This window comes from Burkholderia sp. Bp9004 (assembly GCF_003858025.1).
GTDB classification, from domain to species: Bacteria; Pseudomonadota; Gammaproteobacteria; order Burkholderiales; family Burkholderiaceae; genus Burkholderia; species Burkholderia diffusa.
This window is the reverse complement of the sequence record NZ_QTQD01000005.1, coordinates 156707-171752: the sequence shown is the minus strand read 5'-3', so window position 1 is coordinate 171752 and position 15046 is coordinate 156707. Positions and strand designations below refer to the sequence as shown.

The 15046-nt window shown below is 63.6% G+C and carries 18 protein-coding genes; 10 read left to right on the top strand and 8 right to left on the bottom strand.

Annotated elements, in window-relative coordinates:
* Positions 1-389: 389 nt before the first annotated feature.
* Both DIE08_RS08500 and DIE08_RS08495 read left to right on the top strand, forming a co-directional pair.
* Positions 390-674 (top strand): helix-turn-helix transcriptional regulator, encoded by a 285-nt coding sequence (locus DIE08_RS08500; RefSeq protein ID WP_059602554.1) that lies wholly within the window; start codon positions 390-392, stop codon positions 672-674.
* Positions 664-1968, top strand: a complete 1305-nt coding sequence (locus DIE08_RS08495; protein WP_124625371.1) for a HipA domain-containing protein — start codon at positions 664-666, stop codon at positions 1966-1968. The genes DIE08_RS08500 and DIE08_RS08495 overlap by 11 nt, the downstream gene beginning before the upstream one ends.
* A 322-nt stretch (positions 1969-2290) precedes the next feature.
* On the opposite strand, the gene DIE08_RS08490 is transcribed toward DIE08_RS08495, so the two are convergent.
* The 4 genes from DIE08_RS08490 to DIE08_RS08475 form a co-directional block, all read right to left on the bottom strand.
* Positions 2291-2713 (bottom strand): ACT domain-containing protein, encoded by a 423-nt coding sequence (locus DIE08_RS08490; protein WP_124901603.1) that lies wholly within the window; start codon positions 2711-2713, stop codon positions 2291-2293.
* 96 nt (positions 2714-2809) lie between these two features.
* Positions 2810-3289 carry a hypothetical protein gene (locus tag DIE08_RS36110; RefSeq protein ID WP_260436478.1) on the bottom strand — a complete coding sequence of 160 codons (480 nt, stop codon included), beginning with the start codon at positions 3287-3289 and terminating at the stop codon, positions 2810-2812.
* 173 nt (positions 3290-3462) lie between these two features.
* The gene (locus DIE08_RS08480; protein WP_082728952.1) at positions 3463-3684 is read right to left on the bottom strand and encodes a hypothetical protein; all 222 of its coding nucleotides are present in this window, start codon (positions 3682-3684) and stop codon (positions 3463-3465) included.
* A gap of 289 nt (positions 3685-3973) precedes the next feature.
* Entirely contained in the window at positions 3974-4420 is a 447-nt protein-coding gene (locus DIE08_RS08475) for a hypothetical protein (RefSeq protein ID WP_124901602.1), read from the bottom strand.
* Between the two features lie 206 nt (positions 4421-4626).
* Between DIE08_RS08475 and DIE08_RS08470 the strand changes: the two genes are divergently transcribed.
* Together DIE08_RS08470 and DIE08_RS08465 are read left to right on the top strand one after the other, a co-directional pair.
* Positions 4627-4974 carry an alkylphosphonate utilization protein gene (locus DIE08_RS08470; protein WP_124901669.1) on the top strand — a complete coding sequence of 116 codons (348 nt, stop codon included), beginning with the start codon at positions 4627-4629 and terminating at the stop codon, positions 4972-4974.
* Between the two features lie 92 nt (positions 4975-5066).
* Positions 5067-5903: a spermidine synthase gene (locus tag DIE08_RS08465; RefSeq protein WP_124901601.1), complete on the top strand. Its 837-nt coding sequence runs from the start codon at positions 5067-5069 to the stop codon at positions 5901-5903.
* Between the two features lie 13 nt (positions 5904-5916).
* Here DIE08_RS08465 and DIE08_RS08460 read toward each other — a convergent pair whose 3' ends face one another.
* Together DIE08_RS08460 and DIE08_RS08455 are read right to left on the bottom strand one after the other, a co-directional pair.
* Positions 5917-6114 (bottom strand): ribbon-helix-helix protein, CopG family, encoded by a 198-nt coding sequence (locus tag DIE08_RS08460; RefSeq protein ID WP_069228003.1) that lies wholly within the window; start codon positions 6112-6114, stop codon positions 5917-5919.
* A gap of 108 nt (positions 6115-6222) precedes the next feature.
* A complete protein-coding gene (locus DIE08_RS08455) occupies positions 6223-6990 on the bottom strand; it encodes a YoaK family protein (protein ID WP_059602518.1) in 768 nt (255 codons plus the stop codon).
* Positions 6991-7236: 246 nt separating this feature from the next.
* Between DIE08_RS08455 and hyfB the strand changes: the two genes are divergently transcribed.
* Genes hyfB through DIE08_RS08425 form a run of 6 tightly spaced genes read left to right on the top strand, consistent with a single transcriptional unit; the run spans position 7237 to position 14378 of the window.
* A complete protein-coding gene (hyfB, locus tag DIE08_RS08450) occupies positions 7237-9243 on the top strand; it encodes a hydrogenase 4 subunit B (protein ID WP_124901600.1) in 2007 nt (668 codons plus the stop codon).
* Complete coding sequence (locus tag DIE08_RS08445) at positions 9237-10187, top strand: respiratory chain complex I subunit 1 family protein (protein WP_124625383.1); 951 nt, start codon at positions 9237-9239, stop codon at positions 10185-10187. The genes hyfB and DIE08_RS08445 overlap by 7 nt, the downstream gene beginning before the upstream one ends.
* A complete protein-coding gene (locus DIE08_RS08440) occupies positions 10188-10847 on the top strand; it encodes a hypothetical protein (RefSeq protein ID WP_059602509.1) in 660 nt (219 codons plus the stop codon). It abuts the gene before it with no gap.
* The gene (locus DIE08_RS08435; RefSeq protein WP_124901599.1) at positions 10840-12303 is read left to right on the top strand and encodes a hydrogenase 4 subunit F; all 1464 of its coding nucleotides are present in this window, start codon (positions 10840-10842) and stop codon (positions 12301-12303) included. Before DIE08_RS08440 ends, DIE08_RS08435 begins: the two co-directional genes overlap by 8 nt.
* Positions 12304-12306: 3 nt before the next feature.
* On the top strand, positions 12307-13869 hold the full coding sequence (locus DIE08_RS08430; RefSeq protein WP_124901598.1) for an NADH-quinone oxidoreductase subunit C: 1563 nt from the start codon (positions 12307-12309) through the stop codon (positions 13867-13869).
* Positions 13869-14378, top strand: coding sequence for an NADH-quinone oxidoreductase subunit B family protein (locus DIE08_RS08425; RefSeq protein WP_124901668.1), 510 nt, complete (start codon positions 13869-13871; stop codon positions 14376-14378). The genes DIE08_RS08430 and DIE08_RS08425 overlap by 1 nt, the downstream gene beginning before the upstream one ends.
* Before the next feature lie 78 nt (positions 14379-14456).
* Here the strand turns inward: DIE08_RS08425 and DIE08_RS08420 are convergent, their stop codons facing one another.
* Positions 14457-14669: a DUF2909 domain-containing protein gene (locus tag DIE08_RS08420; protein ID WP_059511443.1), complete on the bottom strand. Its 213-nt coding sequence runs from the start codon at positions 14667-14669 to the stop codon at positions 14457-14459.
* Complete coding sequence (locus DIE08_RS08415; RefSeq protein ID WP_059602495.1) at positions 14666-15016, bottom strand: hypothetical protein; 351 nt, start codon at positions 15014-15016, stop codon at positions 14666-14668. The genes DIE08_RS08420 and DIE08_RS08415 overlap by 4 nt, the downstream gene beginning before the upstream one ends.
* Positions 15017-15046: the final 30 nt, after the last annotated feature.

The following is a 15046-nucleotide window of genomic DNA, read 5'->3' as shown; positions in this document are numbered from 1 at the left end:
AATCCGTCATGTGTGACACGTCGCGGTGCGGCCGCGGGCGGCGCTTGCGGGGCGCAAGGTTCGGGCCCGACCTGTTTGTGGAATGACGGACGCGCGCCGCGCGGGCCGTCGACGACGACGTTGGCCCACTGACCGTGATCGCCGGCGGCGGATAACCGTCGGCGCCATGCGTCCTCGCCGGCCTGGCCGGCTCGACACTTTTTCGTATTCGATTGGATACGAAGGCGGTTTCAACATACAGCTCTACGAGCTTTTGTTCCCGTTCGGGTACGAAACGATGTTCCGAGTCCTTTTACTGGACTTTCGTTCCTGTACGGATACGAAATGATGCCCGGGCCGCCGAGTTGTGCAATACTGTTCCCGATCAGATACGAAGTACGGAGAACGTCATGTCGGAGTCCCAGTCCGTCGACACGATCGGCGCGCTCGCCCACCTCATCCGCGCGGCGCGGCTCCAGCAGGGGTTCACGCGCGACGAACTCGCGAACGCGACCGGGCTGTCGCCGAAATTCATCAGCCAGGTGGAAGCCGGCAAGCCGACCGCGCAAATCGGCAAGGTCATGATGCTGCTCGGCGAGCTGGGCGTGCGCCTGTACGCCGAGTCGTCGGTCGAGATTTCGGAAGCCACCGCGCTGAAGGCCGCGCAACGCCGCAGGAGCAGCCATGGCGGCTAGAACGCTGATCGCCTCCGCCAACGGCGAGCGCATGGGCACGCTGACCGACGACAAAGGCATCTGGTCGTTCGCGTACGACCCGCAATGGCTCGCGTCCCCGACCGCCTACCCGCTGTCGCCGGCGTTCGCGCTGCGCGCCGGCACCTTCACCGATACGTCGACCGATCGCCCGGTCCAGTGGTTCTTCGACAACCTGCTGCCGGAGGAAGGCATGCGCACGTCGCTCGCGCGCGAGGCGAAGGTCGATGCCGCCGACGCGTGGGGCCTGCTCGCGTACTTCGGGCGCGAATCGGCCGGCGCGCTGACGCTGCTGGCCGACGGCGAACAGGAAGCGCCCGGCAGCCTGCAGCCACTGCCGCTCGACGAGCTCGAACGCCGGATCCAGGCAATGCCCGAGCGCGCGCTGACGGCGACCGCACCCAAGCGCATGTCGGCGGCCGGCGCGCAGCAGAAGCTGCTGGTGGTGCTGCGCGGCAACGCATCCGACTACACGCTGTACGAGCCGGTCGGCAGCGAGCCGTCGATGCACCTGCTCAAGCCGGACATGCGCGCGGCCGGCTACCCGCACTCGGCGATCAACGAATTCTTCTGCATGAAGCTCGCGAAGCGGATGGGGCTCGACGTGCCCGACGTGCACTTCCTGCGCGCGCCATCCGCGTGCTACGTGATCGACCGGTTCGACCGCGACGTCGCGTCGGCGCCGGCCGGGCGCGTGCATACGATCGACGCGATGCAGCTGCTCAACTACGACCGCGGCTTCAAGTACCAGCGCGCGAATGCGCAGGAGCTTGCCCGCGCGATCGACCGCACCAGCACGCGCGCGCTGGCACGCCTGTCGGTATTCCGCTGGACCGTGTTCAACGTGGTGGTCGGCAATGCCGACGCGCACCTGAAGAACCTGTCGTTCTTCGTCGACGCGCGCGGTTACCGGCTTGCGCCGTTCTATGACATCGTCAGCACGGTCGTGTATCACACGCCGACGCACCGGCCCGACCATCGTGGCGATCATTGGCCGCACTGCGAACTGACGATGCCGCTCGGCACCGCGACGCGATTTGTCGATATCGATGTGGATGCGCTGATCGCGTTCGGACAGGCAATCGGGCTCAGGGACAAGGCGGCGGAGAGCGAGCTGCGGCGCTTTCTCGAACCGCTCGATCGCCACGTGGCGCAGACGCTCGATGACGTGCGGGCAATCGCGCGCCCGGACGCCGGCGAGACGCGGTTGCTGAATTCGATCGCGGCGATGCCGATCGCCGAGATGGGGCGCGCGCTTCGGCGGACGCGCGATTGAGCAGGGATGCGCGGGCGGCGTCCTGCCCTGCATCATGCTCCGATCTCGTCCGGGACTTCGACGCGCGCGCGTCACGCACCTCGCTACCGCAGCGCCGCCCCTTCCGACCGAACATGCCAGGCGGCGAGTTCAACAGCGACATTCATTCGCATCGACGTTGTCGGGATAAGTATTCTTATCACAACGCGTCTATTTTTCATCAAAACTCAACTGTGAACGATTACCGTCGAGCTATTCAATCCACCTGCCGTCGCACTGTACTTGCCGCACATGGCACAACGAAGCGCGAAGGCACGCAAAGACACGGGACAACAACGGCTGGTCAAGCCCTTTGCAAAATGTCCATCGCCCTATCGGCGTCGGCCTGCGAGCCGAGCGCGAGATAAGCAATGAACTGCGAGCCGAGCACGGCAGCGGATACGCCGCGGAGATTGATCCCGCCGTCCGACAGTTGCTGGGTCAGCTCTGCGATGATCCCTGCTTGATCCAGTCCCATCACACGGATGGAGTACAGGCCCGAGGTGGCATTGAATCCCGCCTGCGTGGCTGCACGGATCTCCTTGTCTCCCTGTAGCGGCGCGACAAACACGACCCCCTTGCCTGATGCTTCGGGCGTGCGTCGGGCGACAACGAATTGCAAATCAGCGCCAGCATCCCGCAACGCGTTCAACACATGCGCAAGACCGCCCGGCTTGTCCTCGATGGTGGCCGCCCAAACGTCGACACGTTCGACGAATAGTTGCATGGCACCTCCAGAAAATCGGACCTCGATGACGACAATCTATGTCGCGCATGAGCGGCAAGCAAGTCCGTTTACGCGAGGGGCGGCATGCAGGTTTTCCTAGGAATCCGATGTTTTCTTCGACTGGGGGCGCAGCCCGAGCATGACCGCCTGCCGATGCCGCCATTGAAGCAGTTCGTCGCGGAACTCATCGGACGATTTCCCGGACGTTACCCGCAATGTTCCGGATTGAAAGGTTCTCGCGGCGAGCCAGAACGGTCGGCCATCCGGCAGTTCGTCGATCACGGTAATAGGCAACTGATACGTTCGATGCAGATACGACAGGAAGGCGAGACCATAGCCGCGGCGTCTCATCGACGCGAGAATTTCCAGTCGATGGACGAATACCCGATCGATTCGAGGTGCCAGACTGTACGTCGCCGTGCCGACGGTACCGCCGGACGCCTCCAGGATCGCGACTTCCCAGCCCGAATACGGGGCCCCGTCGATGCCGAGATCGATCGGCCTGGATTGAAAACGAACCACGGGAAGCCGGCGAAATTTGCGCCGAGCAAAAAGGGACCGCAGGAAGGAAAGCACGCTCAGCCCTTTGTCATGTCCGCAGCGATACGTTTCTTCATCTTCGCGCGCGACAGCAATCCGCAGTCGCGTACTTCCGCGTTGGCGCCTTTCATATCAGACGCAACCGCCCACAACATGAACGATGTTTGAATCAACGCGATCGTGCGATTCCTGAGCGACGTCGATAAGAACTACTTCCGATTTTTCAGGAACGTCTGCCCGGCTGCCGTAATCGAAACGCTTCCGCGACCGTTCGTCGGATAGCGCACGAATCCAGCGCCGATGAGCTCTCGGGTAATGGACCAGCCAAGCGCGGGCGTATCGCGACCATAACGAATATCGGCAAGGCGCTCGAGCGCCCAGATCGCGGATGTCGAAAGAGTCGGAACCGTTGAAGTTTCCTTATCGCTCATGGCGTCTCCAAAGATTGGATCATGGTCAAGGGTGATGTATGTCTGGAACTCGAATGGCAAGGCACACCCTCAGGCGTGCCCGTCGCAACTGACGCCGACCTCGATGCGTACTGAGACATGCCACGACCGCCAAAGTCCAGTGAGACGAGGTGCTCGGTTTCCGCGACGAACGTCTTGCGGCGCCCCCGACCGAGGAAGCCGCACGCATGAAGGGAGATCGACAAGTGGCACGCAAAATAGACGACGGTTTCCATGTTCTTCGCGCGTGCCGTGCGACAGGCCCTGGTATTCAGTGGGACGAGGCGACCTGGCAGGCCATCAGAAACGCCTGCAACTCGATTTCCCATGCCGCGTCGCGCACGTCCGTTTCGAAACCGGCGAGACGCTTCATCTCGCTGCTCAGATACACGGCATTGAGCAATCGAGGAGGCACGCCCAGCGCAAAACAGCAGCCATCTGCATCGAGAAGCAGACTCGGGTGGTGCCGGAACCGCGCACTGGCCACTGAGATCGGATCCATCACGTGCCGAGCCGATTCCCTGGGATAAACGAAGGCCAGATGGATACCGGCGGCCGCGAGCCGTTCAGCCGCCTCATGGAAGCGGTGGACCATCTGGAAGCCTCGCTCGCCACCACGTCCGACGCCCACAACGATAAGCCCCCGGCTTCCCGCGACCTCCGACAGGAATACGGACCGCCGATCGGGCAGCAGTAGCATCCCATCCAGATCGAACATGTCGACTACCTCCGCGAATCCGCCCCCAACTCCGGCGATCGGCGGCAAGATTCGATTATAAGACAGCAATAAGAAAATGTGTATGGCATTATAATGTAGTGTGCATTTTTTACGCTGAGCGAGCCGACGGCACGATGGCAACCTCGGTGATGAAAGTGAACGCCCGTTTTCCCCTGACGGCCCGAATCTGCCAAATGAAAGTCGCAATGAACCCTGCCGCGGCCTGCCCGCAGCGCGCGATGCAGGACACAGACCCGGACGGCGCGCTACCCCTGCGCGTGGACTACGGTCACGAATGGGCGGCCGGCGGCACCGGCACCGAATCCACTGACGAATCAGTCGAGCTGGCGGTCAAGGACATGAACGCCATCGTGCCGTCGGACGGCGATTCGGTCGTGCTGATCAAGGACTTGCGCGTGAAGGGTTCGTCGATCACGCTGGAGACGGGCACTGAGGACAAGGGCATCCGTCTCGTCGGCGGAGATCGCGAAGTCGATTGCAAGACCGACATGGGCGGCTTCATGCTCAACGCGTGCTTTCACAAGAAAATGTGACGTCGTGCGCCCACCGACGGCGAACCCGCTTGTCGTTGCTGTTCGCTGCAGGCGCCCCCCACCTACAACTTGACTACCCGGATCGATCGAGCATGGAGCATGACCGCACATCCTACGATGCGTTCGTCGAATTTCTGTCGACCCCGCTGCATGACGGACGACCGTACGTTTTGGAGACGCAGCACGCAATCTCGCTGCACTTCGATCACCAGGCTACCCAAAGTTTCATGTCGCTGCGCACGCCCGACAAACTGGCGCTCGGCTATACGCGAACCATGATGGGATGTCTGCTGCTGCACCCGGCTGCCGGACATATGTGCATGATCGGGCTCGGGGGCGGCTCCTTGGCAAAGTACTGCTATCGGCATCTGCCCTGCGCGACCATCGACGCGGTCGAAATCAATCCGGAAGTGATCGCACTACGCGACGTGTTCAGGATTCCGGCAGACGACGCTCGATTCAAGGTGATCTGTGCAGATGGCGCGGAGTACGTGACACGGGAGGATGTCCACACCGACGTGATCCTGCTGGATGCCTTCGTCGCGGAAGGCATGCCGAGCCGGTGTGCGGATATCGCGTTCTTTACCGCCTGTCGCGAGCGATTGAGCGATTCCGGAGTGCTCGCGATCAATCTGGCGGACGACGACCCGTCGCTGCCCGCTCACATCGAGCGCCTGGGCTCCGTGTTCGGCCCTTCGTATGCGGTTGTCCGATGCGACGACGACAGCAATTTCGTCGCGTTCGCCTGGAAAGGGTCGCTTCGTTTGCCATCGAGGCAAGTTCTGTTCGAACGCGCGCTCTCGTTCGCGTTTGCCGGCGAACTCAAGCTGTCGTCAACCGCTCGGCGCATGAAAGAGGGAGAACGCCTCGATCCAAAGCGGTTGATCTGGCATGCGCAGGGGCATGCACACTGGGAAATCGACGCCTAGACGGCTTGCGAGCTCAGCCCGCGCTTCGCTTCACCCGCTTGCCGAGCGCGCTCTTCGTCCTGTAGCTCACGCCGTGTTGCTCGAGATACTCGCGGATCAACTGCCGCACGACTTGCGACGGCGTCAGGTCCTGCTCCGCGCAGAGCATGTCGAACGCTTCTTTCTTGGCGGGATCGATCAGGATGGTCAAGCGTGCGGTTTTCGTTTCCATTGCAGATAGAGTCGGCAAATATGCTAATCGAATTATAATGTAACGGCCCTTGCCTACAGCACCGGAGAACATGCGGCACACGCGCGTTGATCCGGCTCGGCGACCGGCTCACGACCTCCGGTCAAGCCGATAGAGATATTCAAGCACGTCGTCGACAACGGGCACGATCGCCAGCGTGACGAGCGCTGCGGCAAGCGGCACGGTCGACACGTAGCCGACATGCTTGAAGCCGATTGCGCCGGCCAGCCCGCCGACAAAAAACGACGCCAGCATCGTTCCGTGAATCCTGAGCTTCGCGCGGTTTGCGATCACCGCATGCGCGTGCATGTCTGCATTCGAGCGATTCCAGTAAAAGAGTTTGCCAAGCTCGATACCGAGGTCCGTCACGATGCCCGTCATGTGCGTCGTGCGGATTTCCGCCCCCGACAGCTTTGTGATCATCGCGTTTTGCAGCCCCATGATGAAGCACAGCAAGATGACCGTGACCGGCATGAAGAACGCTTCCCACAACGCGAGATGGCTGCCGAGCAGCCCGAACAGGAGCAGCAGCGCGGCCTCCACCAGCAACGGCAGTACATACTGACTCTGCAGGCCGCGGCGGCGCCCCCAGTTGACGAGCACCGCCGAGCAGCCGGCGCCAACCAGAAACGACACGAGCGAACCAACCCCGGCCAGCACAAGCCGGACGTCGCCAAGCGCCGTCTGATCCGCAATCGCCGACACGATCCCGCTCATGTGGGACGTGTATTGCTTGACCGCGAGGAAACCGCCGGCATTGGTTGCTCCGGCAACAAAGGCAAGCGAAAACCCGAGCTGGCGGTTCGCGGCCGCGCTACGGTGTTTTCCCGTCAGGCCTCGGAAGTACTGCGCAGGCATAGGATCTTCCCTCATTCGCCCGGATCGGGGGACAACGACGCCCTGGGCGGAACCCGGAGCGCCGCGACAAACCGCCACGCGCGCCCGTTCCATCCGAGGAGTCATGAGACTTTAATGATAACGACATTATCATACCTTGTTATCGGGATTGGCCTTTCGGTGTCATAATGCGGGCAGGAATACGTCGCGGGAGATGCGGCCATTCCAACCACGTCGTCCAACCCGAGCGTACTGGAGACATTCCGGATGGCACCCATGCCGGTCGTCCATTTCGTCCTGCTGGCCGTGGCCGCGTGGCTCGCGGTCGGCACGCTGGGGCTCGGGGCGCTGCGTCGCACGCGACTGGTGGCCCACGGCCTCTTTCCGCTCGGCGCATTGGTCGGACTGCTCGCCGGCGCGGCGGGCCTCGCCGGCATCTTTGCCGAACCGTCTGTGGCTGTGCTGCCGATCGGGCTTCCCGGCCTGCCCTTTCATCTGCGTCTCGATCGCTTGTCCGGCTATTTCCTGTTCGTGCTCGGCCTCGTCAGCACGGGGATCGGCGCCTTTTCAGCCGGCTATTTCCGCAAGGGTGAAGGATCCGCGCCCGGGTTGATCTGCTTCGAATACCACGTCTGCGTCGCAAGCATCGCACTGGTGTTGATCGCAGACGACGCATACGTTTTCATGGTCGCCTGGGAGACGCTGACGCTATCCGCGACGTTTCTCGTGATGACCAACCACCGGATCGGCGAGATCCGCCGGGCGGGATATCTGTATTTTCTGATCTCGCACGTCGGCGCGCTCGCGCTGCTGCTCTGCTTCGGCATTCTGCAGGCGCGCACCGGCAACTACACCTTCGCCAACCTGCGCGCGCAGTCGCTGGATACCTTCTCCGCGTCGTTCGCCTTCCTGTTCGCACTTGTCGGGTTCGGCGCGAAAGCCGGGATCTTCCCGCTGCACGTGTGGCTGCCGGAGGCCCATCCCGCGGCACCGTCGCCGGTTTCGGCGCTCCTCAGCGGATTCGTGCTGAAAGTCGGCCTATATGGCCTGCTGCGCACCCTGTTCGACCTGTTGCACGTGCAGATCGCATGGTGGGGCGTGCTGCTCCTCGTGCTGGGCATCAGCACCGCTTTGCTGGGGGTGGTGTTCAGCACCATCCAGACCGACATGAAGCGCCTGCTCGCCTATTCGTCGATCGACAACGTCGGCCTGATGATCGTCGCGCTCGGTCTTGCCGTGCTGTTTCGCGCATACGGGATGCCGAGCCTGTCCGCGCTCGCACTGACCGCGATGCTCTACCAGATCGTCGCGCATGCCGCATTCAAGAGCTTGCTGTTCCTGGGTACGGGCGCCGTCCTCCACGCCACCGGCGAGCGCAACCTCGGCAAGCTCGGCGGACTGATTCGCTTCATGCCCTGGACCGCATGGGCGGTGCTCGCGGGTGTCGCGGCAAGCGCGGGCTTGCCGCCGCTCAGCGGTTTCGCGGCCGAATGGCTGTTGCTGCAGAGTTTCCTGTTCGCGCCAGGCTTGCCGGATTCGGTGCTCGCCATGACGGTGCCGATCGCCGCCGCGCTGATCGCCATGTCGGCCGCGCTGGCCGGCTACACGATGGTCAAGTTCTTCGGCATCGTGTTCCTCGGGCAACCGAGAGAAGCGAAGCTGAACCGCGCCCGCGATGCGAACACGTGGGAACGGCTCGCGTTCTGCTGGTTCGCGACCGCCAGCGTGCTGCTCGGGCTGATGCCAGCGCAGTTCGTCAAGCTGCTGGATCGCGTCACGCACACGCTGGTCGGCGCCGGCGTCGGCGCGGAAAATCACGGCTGGCTGCTGTTCGCGCCCGTGTCGGCCGCTCGCGCGAGCTACATGCCGGCGGCTTTCATGTTGTTCTTCATCGCATGCTGCGGGCTCGCGTGGGTGCTGGTGCGGCGTTTTTATCACGGCCGGCTGCGACGCGCGGCGCCGTGGGGCTGCGGCTTCCCGTTCACGACCGCGCGAATGCAGGATACGGCGGAAGGATTCGGGCAGCCGATCCGCGAAATCTTCGCACCGCTGCTGCACATCGAGCGGCAATTGCCGTCGCCATTCGACGCACAGCCGGCCTACCGGGTGTCGGTGACCGATCGCACCTGGTCCGCGCTCTACTTGCGCATCGCGGCACTGACGCAACGCACCGCCGACTTGGTGGGCCGCCTGCAGACGGGCAAGATCGCGGTTTATCTGACATACAGTTTCGTCGTGCTGATCGTGCTTCTGATGCTGGTGAGACGATGGTAACCCTGTCCGGCGTCATCTCGCAGACTCTCGAAATCGTGATAGCGATCGCGGCCGCGCCGTTGCTCACGGGCTGGGTCAACCAATGCCGCGCCTGGCTTCAGAACCGGCGTGCACCGTCCATCTGGCAACCGTACCGGATGCTCCACAAGCTGTTCAACAAGGAATCGGTCATCGCGCACGGCGCAAGCGCCGTGTTCCGCGGCGCGCCCTATGTCGTCTGGGCCGCCATGACGCTCGCGTGCGCGATCGTGCCAACCCTGTCGACGGAGTTGCCGCTCTCGCCCGCCGCCGATGCAATCGCGCTCGTCGGCCTGTTTGCGCTCGCGCGCGTCACGCTGTCGCTCGCGGCGATGGACGTCGGCACGGCGTTCGGCACGCTCGGCGCGCGCCGCGAAATGCTGATCGGCTTCCTCGCGGAGCCGGCACTGCTGATGGTGCTCCTGTCGGCCTCGCTGATTACGCAGTCGACGCTGCTGACGAGCATCGTCTCGACACTCGGCCGTGGTGAGCTCACGATCTATCCGAGCCTGGCGTTCGCCGGCATCGCGTTCACGCTGGTCGCGCTGGCCGAAAATGCGCGGCTGCCGGTCGACAATCCGACCACTCACCTCGAGCTCACGATGATCCACGAGGCGCTGATCCTTGAATATTCGGGACGGCACCTTGCCTTGATGGAGTGGGCGGCAAGCCTCAAGCTGTTCGCGTATTCGTGCATCGGTCTCGCGTTGTTCGTGCCGTGGGGCATCGCGAATGCGGGCGATCCGGTTGCGCTGCTGCTGGCCGTCCCAGTGCTCTTCGTCAAACTGGCGGCAGGCGGCGTCACGCTCGCCGTGGTCGAAACGGCCAACGCGAAGATGCGCATCTTCCGGGTACCGGAATTCCTGGCGACCGCCTTCCTGCTGGCCGTGATCGGCATGCTCGTCCATCTGCTGCTGGGAGCATGAATGCACGCCTATGCGACACAACTGATCAATTTCCTCGCGGCCGTGCTGCTGATGCTGTCGTTCGCGATGCTGAGCCAGCGCAGGATCCTGTCCCTGATCCATCTCTATACGCTACAGGGTGTCGCGCTCGTGTCGGCGAACCTGATCCTCGGCTTCGTCACGGACGACGTGCACCTCTACGTGTCGGCCGGACTGACGCTCGTGCTGAAGGTCGGTGTGATCCCGTGGTTCCTGTATCGGCTCGTTCGCAGGCTCGACGTCAAGACCGACGTCGAGCCGCTCATCAATATCCCGACCACGCTGCTGATCGGCATCGTGCTCGTCATCATCGCGTTCAATGTCGCGGCGCCGATCAGCCAGCTCGCGACATCGGTCGCACGCGGCACGCTCGGCATTGCGCTCGCATGCGTGCTGCTGTCGTTCATGGCGATGATCACGCGCGCGAAGGCCATTCCTCAGGTGATCGGCTTCCTGTCGATGGAAAACGGGCTGTTCTTCGCGGCGGCTGCCGCGACCAACGGCATGCCGATGATCGTCGAGCTCGGCATCGGGCTCGACGTGCTGATCGGCATCCTGATCCTGGGCATCTTCATGTTCCAGATTCGCGAGCAGTTCGACAGCCTGGACATCCATCACCTCGAGAAACTCAAAGATGAATGACGCCCACGTCGTGCTCGCCGTGCTCGGCCTGCCGCTCGCGGGAGCAGCGTGCCTTGCCTGCGTGCGGCCGAGCCGGGTCGCGCGCCATCTGAACATCGGCTTCAGCTTCCTGACGTTCGCAGCAACGCTGGTGCTTGCCGCGCGCACCGTCGAGTACGGTCCGTCGTTCGCATTCGGACGCGCGTTTTTCGTCGATCCGTTCAATGTCTATCTCGTGGCGCTCACGGCGTTCGTCGGCTGGACGACATCGCTGTTTTCCCGGCCCTACATGCAGATCGAGGAAGCCCGCGGCAGGATGACCGCCGCGCGCATGCGGCTCTATCACAGCATGTATCAGCTCTTCATGTTCGCGATGCTGCTCGCGCTGCTGACCGACAACGTCGGCGTGCTGTGGGTCGCGATGGAAGCCGCAACGCTCGCCACCGTGTTGCTCGTCAGTGTCTACCGCACCGCCGCGAGCCTCGAAGCCGCATGGAAATACTTCATCCTGTGCGGCGTCGGCATCGCCCAGGCGCTATTCGGCACGATCCTGCTGTATCTTGCCGCGAGCCGGCAACTGACCGACGGCGACGCGCTGCTGTGGACGAGCCTGGCCGCGATCAGGACACAACTCGATCCGACGATCGTGTCGATCGCCTTCGTGTTTCTGCTGGTCGGCTACGGCACCAAGGTCGGCCTCGTGCCGATGCATAGCTGGCTGCCGGACGCGCACGCCGAAGGTCCGACGCCGATTTCGGCGGTGCTGTCAGGCCTGCTGCTGAATGTCGCGCTGTATGCGGTGCTGCGCTGCAAGGTGCTGGCCGACGGCGCGCTCGGCAACGGCCTGCCGGGGCGATTGCTGGTCGGGTTCGGGCTCGCGTCGGTCCTGATCGCGTCGTTCTCGCTGTTCCGGCAGAAGGACGTGAAGCGCCTGTTCTCGTACTCGTCGATCGAGCATATGGGCTTGATGACGTTCGCGTTCGGGCTCGGCGGCCCGATCGCGACGTTCGCCGGATTGCTGCACATGACGGTCCATTCCCTCGTCAAGTCGGCGATCTTCTTCGCGGTCGGTCATGCCGCGCAAAAGGCCGGCACGCAGGCGATCGACGGCATTCGCGGGCTGCTGCAGGTCAGCCCGACGGTCGGCTGGGCATTGATGCTTGGCGCGCTTGCCATTCTCGGGCTGCCGCCGTTCGGCGTGTTCGCAAGCGAATTCCTGATCCTGACGACGGCGATGAACGTGCTCCCGTGGACCGCGCCGTTGCTGCTGCTCGGGCTCGCCGTCGCGTTCGCGGCGATCTTCGCGCGCGTGCAGCGGATGGTGTTCGGCGAAACGACGACGGCGACGCCGCTCGAACACCGGCCGGCGCTGCTGCCGGTGTTCGTGCATCTGGGGCTCGGCCTGATGCTGGGTCTGTACGTGCCGCCCTATCTGGCGATGTGGTACCGTCAGGCGGCAACGATGCTGGCAGGATAAGCGATGCGACTCGACTTGATTCAGGCGGACGGCTCGACTCGCCTCGGGCACGAAGCAGGCCAGGTGCCGGCTACCGTGGTTGACGTCGACGAAGCGCGATGGCTCGACATCGCGCATGCCGCGCGGACGGACCGTAGCCGGCTCGTTGCGATGTGGGGCACCGAAACGCCCGAGCGCGAATTTTCAGTCAACGCGGCTTACGAATGCGACGACGGCGTCCTGTGGGTGCGTCTCGCGACAGGGCCGGAACCGCGGGCCGACGGCGACTATCCCGATCTCGCGGGCGTGTTTCCCGCCGCAACGCGCATGCAGCGCGCAATTTTCGACCTGACCGGCCTGCGCGAGCGCAACACGCGCGACACGCGCCCGTGGCTCAATCACGGTAACTGGCCCGGCGACTACTTTCCGCTGCAAAAGCGTGCAACCGGAATCGAGCGATTCGAATCGAACGAAGCGGATTACCCGTTCGTGCAGGTTGTCGGCGAAGGCGTGCACGAGATTGCCGTCGGGCCGATTCACGCCGGCATCATCGAGCCGGGCCATTTCCGGTTTTCGGTCGTCGGAGAGAAGGTGCTGCGGCTCGAGGAGCGGCTCGGCTATGTGCATCGCGGCGTCGAACGGCTGTTCGAACGGACGGCCGCGTCGAACGGCCATCGCGTTGCGGGCCGGGTCGCCGGCGATTCGACCGTTGCGTTCTCGTGGGCCTATTGCATGGCACTCGAGCAGGCGTGCGGCACAGCCGTGCCGGCGCGTGCGCTGGTTCTGCGCGCACTCCTGCTCGAGCGCGAGCGCATCGCCAATCACCTCGGCGACCTCGGCGCACTCGGCAACGACGCCGGATTCGCGTTCGGTCTCGCACAGTTCTCGCGGCTCAAGGAGAACTGGGTACGGACCAACGGCGGAATCTTCGGGCATCGATACCTGATGGATCGAATCGTGCCGGGCGGGCTGGCCGTCGACATTCATCCCGAGGACGCGGCGACCCTCACCGAACAGTGCGAACGCATCGCGCGCGAAGTACACGTGATGCGGAAGATCTACGAGGAGCAGTCCGGGCTGCAGGACCGGTTTCTCGGCACCGGCCGATTGAATGCCGACGTCGTCGCGCATTTCGGCGTGCGCGGCATGGCCGCCCGCGCCAGCGGCCAGACATTCGACGTGCGCGCGAACCTGCGGCCGGCCCCTTACGGCGATCTGGCCATCAAGGTGGCAAGCGACCCGCGCGGCGACGTCGCCGCGCGGGTCGCCGTGCGGTTTGCCGAAATCGACGAATCGCTGCGTCTGATGGGCGAACTGCTGGCGAATCTTCCGGAAGGGCCGATCGCCGTCAGCGTCACGCCCGCTGCGGCGCCATCCAGGGGAATCGGCTGGGTGGAGGGCTGGCGCGGCGACGTATTCGTCGCGCTCGAGATGGCATCAGGCGATGCCATCGCTCGATGCCATTGCCACGATCCGTCATGGCAGAACTGGCCGGCGCTCGAGCACGCGATCATTGGCAACATCGTTCCCGATTTCCCGCTGATCAACAAATCGTTCAATCTGAACTACGCGGGGCACGATCTCTGATGTGGCAACTCATCCGTCAATTTGCGCGCACTGAATTTCCCGACGAGCCCGTGCCGACCGCCGAAGCCGCCTGGCGACACGAGGCGCAGCAGATTCGTCAGGACATTCTCGATCTCCTCGGCCGCGCGCTGTGCATCCGGCAGATCGATGCGGGTTCGTGCAACGGCTGCGAACTGGAGATTCACGCACTGAGTAACCCGTACTACAACATCGAAGGGCTCGGGATCAAATTCGTCGCCAGCCCGCGCCATGCGGACCTGCTGCTCGTGACCGGCCCTGTCACGCTGAACATGAAGGCAGCCGTGCTTGCCGCGTACGAGGCGACGCCGGCGCCGAAGCTGGTCGTCGCAGCCGGCGAGTGCGCGTGCACGGGCGGCATTTTTGCCGACAGCTACGCCGTGTGCGGCCCCGTTTCGTCGGTCCTGCCCGTCGATGTGACCATTCCTGGATGTCCGCCGCCGCCGATCGATCTGCTGCGCGGCATTTTGACAGCTTGCCGATCACGCTGATACTGAAACGGATGCTCGTGGCAATCCTTCCGTCGGCAATACCTCGTTTGCTGCGGCAGCGAGGGCGAATGCCGCGCATCACCGCCCGATCGGCAGCCCCGTCGGCTCGATCCACCCGAGCCGGTATGCGATCAGCAGCGACAGGAACAGCGTGATCGACAGCCCGACGCGCGCCGCGAGCGACCACGCCATCCGCTTGCTGCCGCCCCGGTCGTGATTCATGAAATACAGCGCGAAAACCAGGCTTCCGATAATCATCACGAAAGCCACCGAAACCAGCGCAATCTTCATTGTTGATGTTCCTCCAGGCCGGAATCGGCCTTCAGCAGTTCGGCCAGTCTTTGCCGCTCGGCAGCGACGTCGGCAACACCTGACGCCGGCCAGTCCAGCGCCACACCATTACCCAGCGAATCGCGAACGAGCGTCTGGTAACGCCGGTCGCTGATCCGGCCCTGCTCCATCGCTTCCGAAATTTCATGTCGAAACGGTAGCGGAAAGCTCGCGTATCCGCGCGACAGCGCCGCATATTGCCGCGCGTCGACCTCTTTCGACGACGGCGCGACTGCCCACACCACGACGGCCACGATGGCTACGAAAGGAATCGCCGTGTAGCGGAGAACGAACTTGATCGGGGTCATGAGGCGGATAGCGAAGTGGCTGTGTAGTAA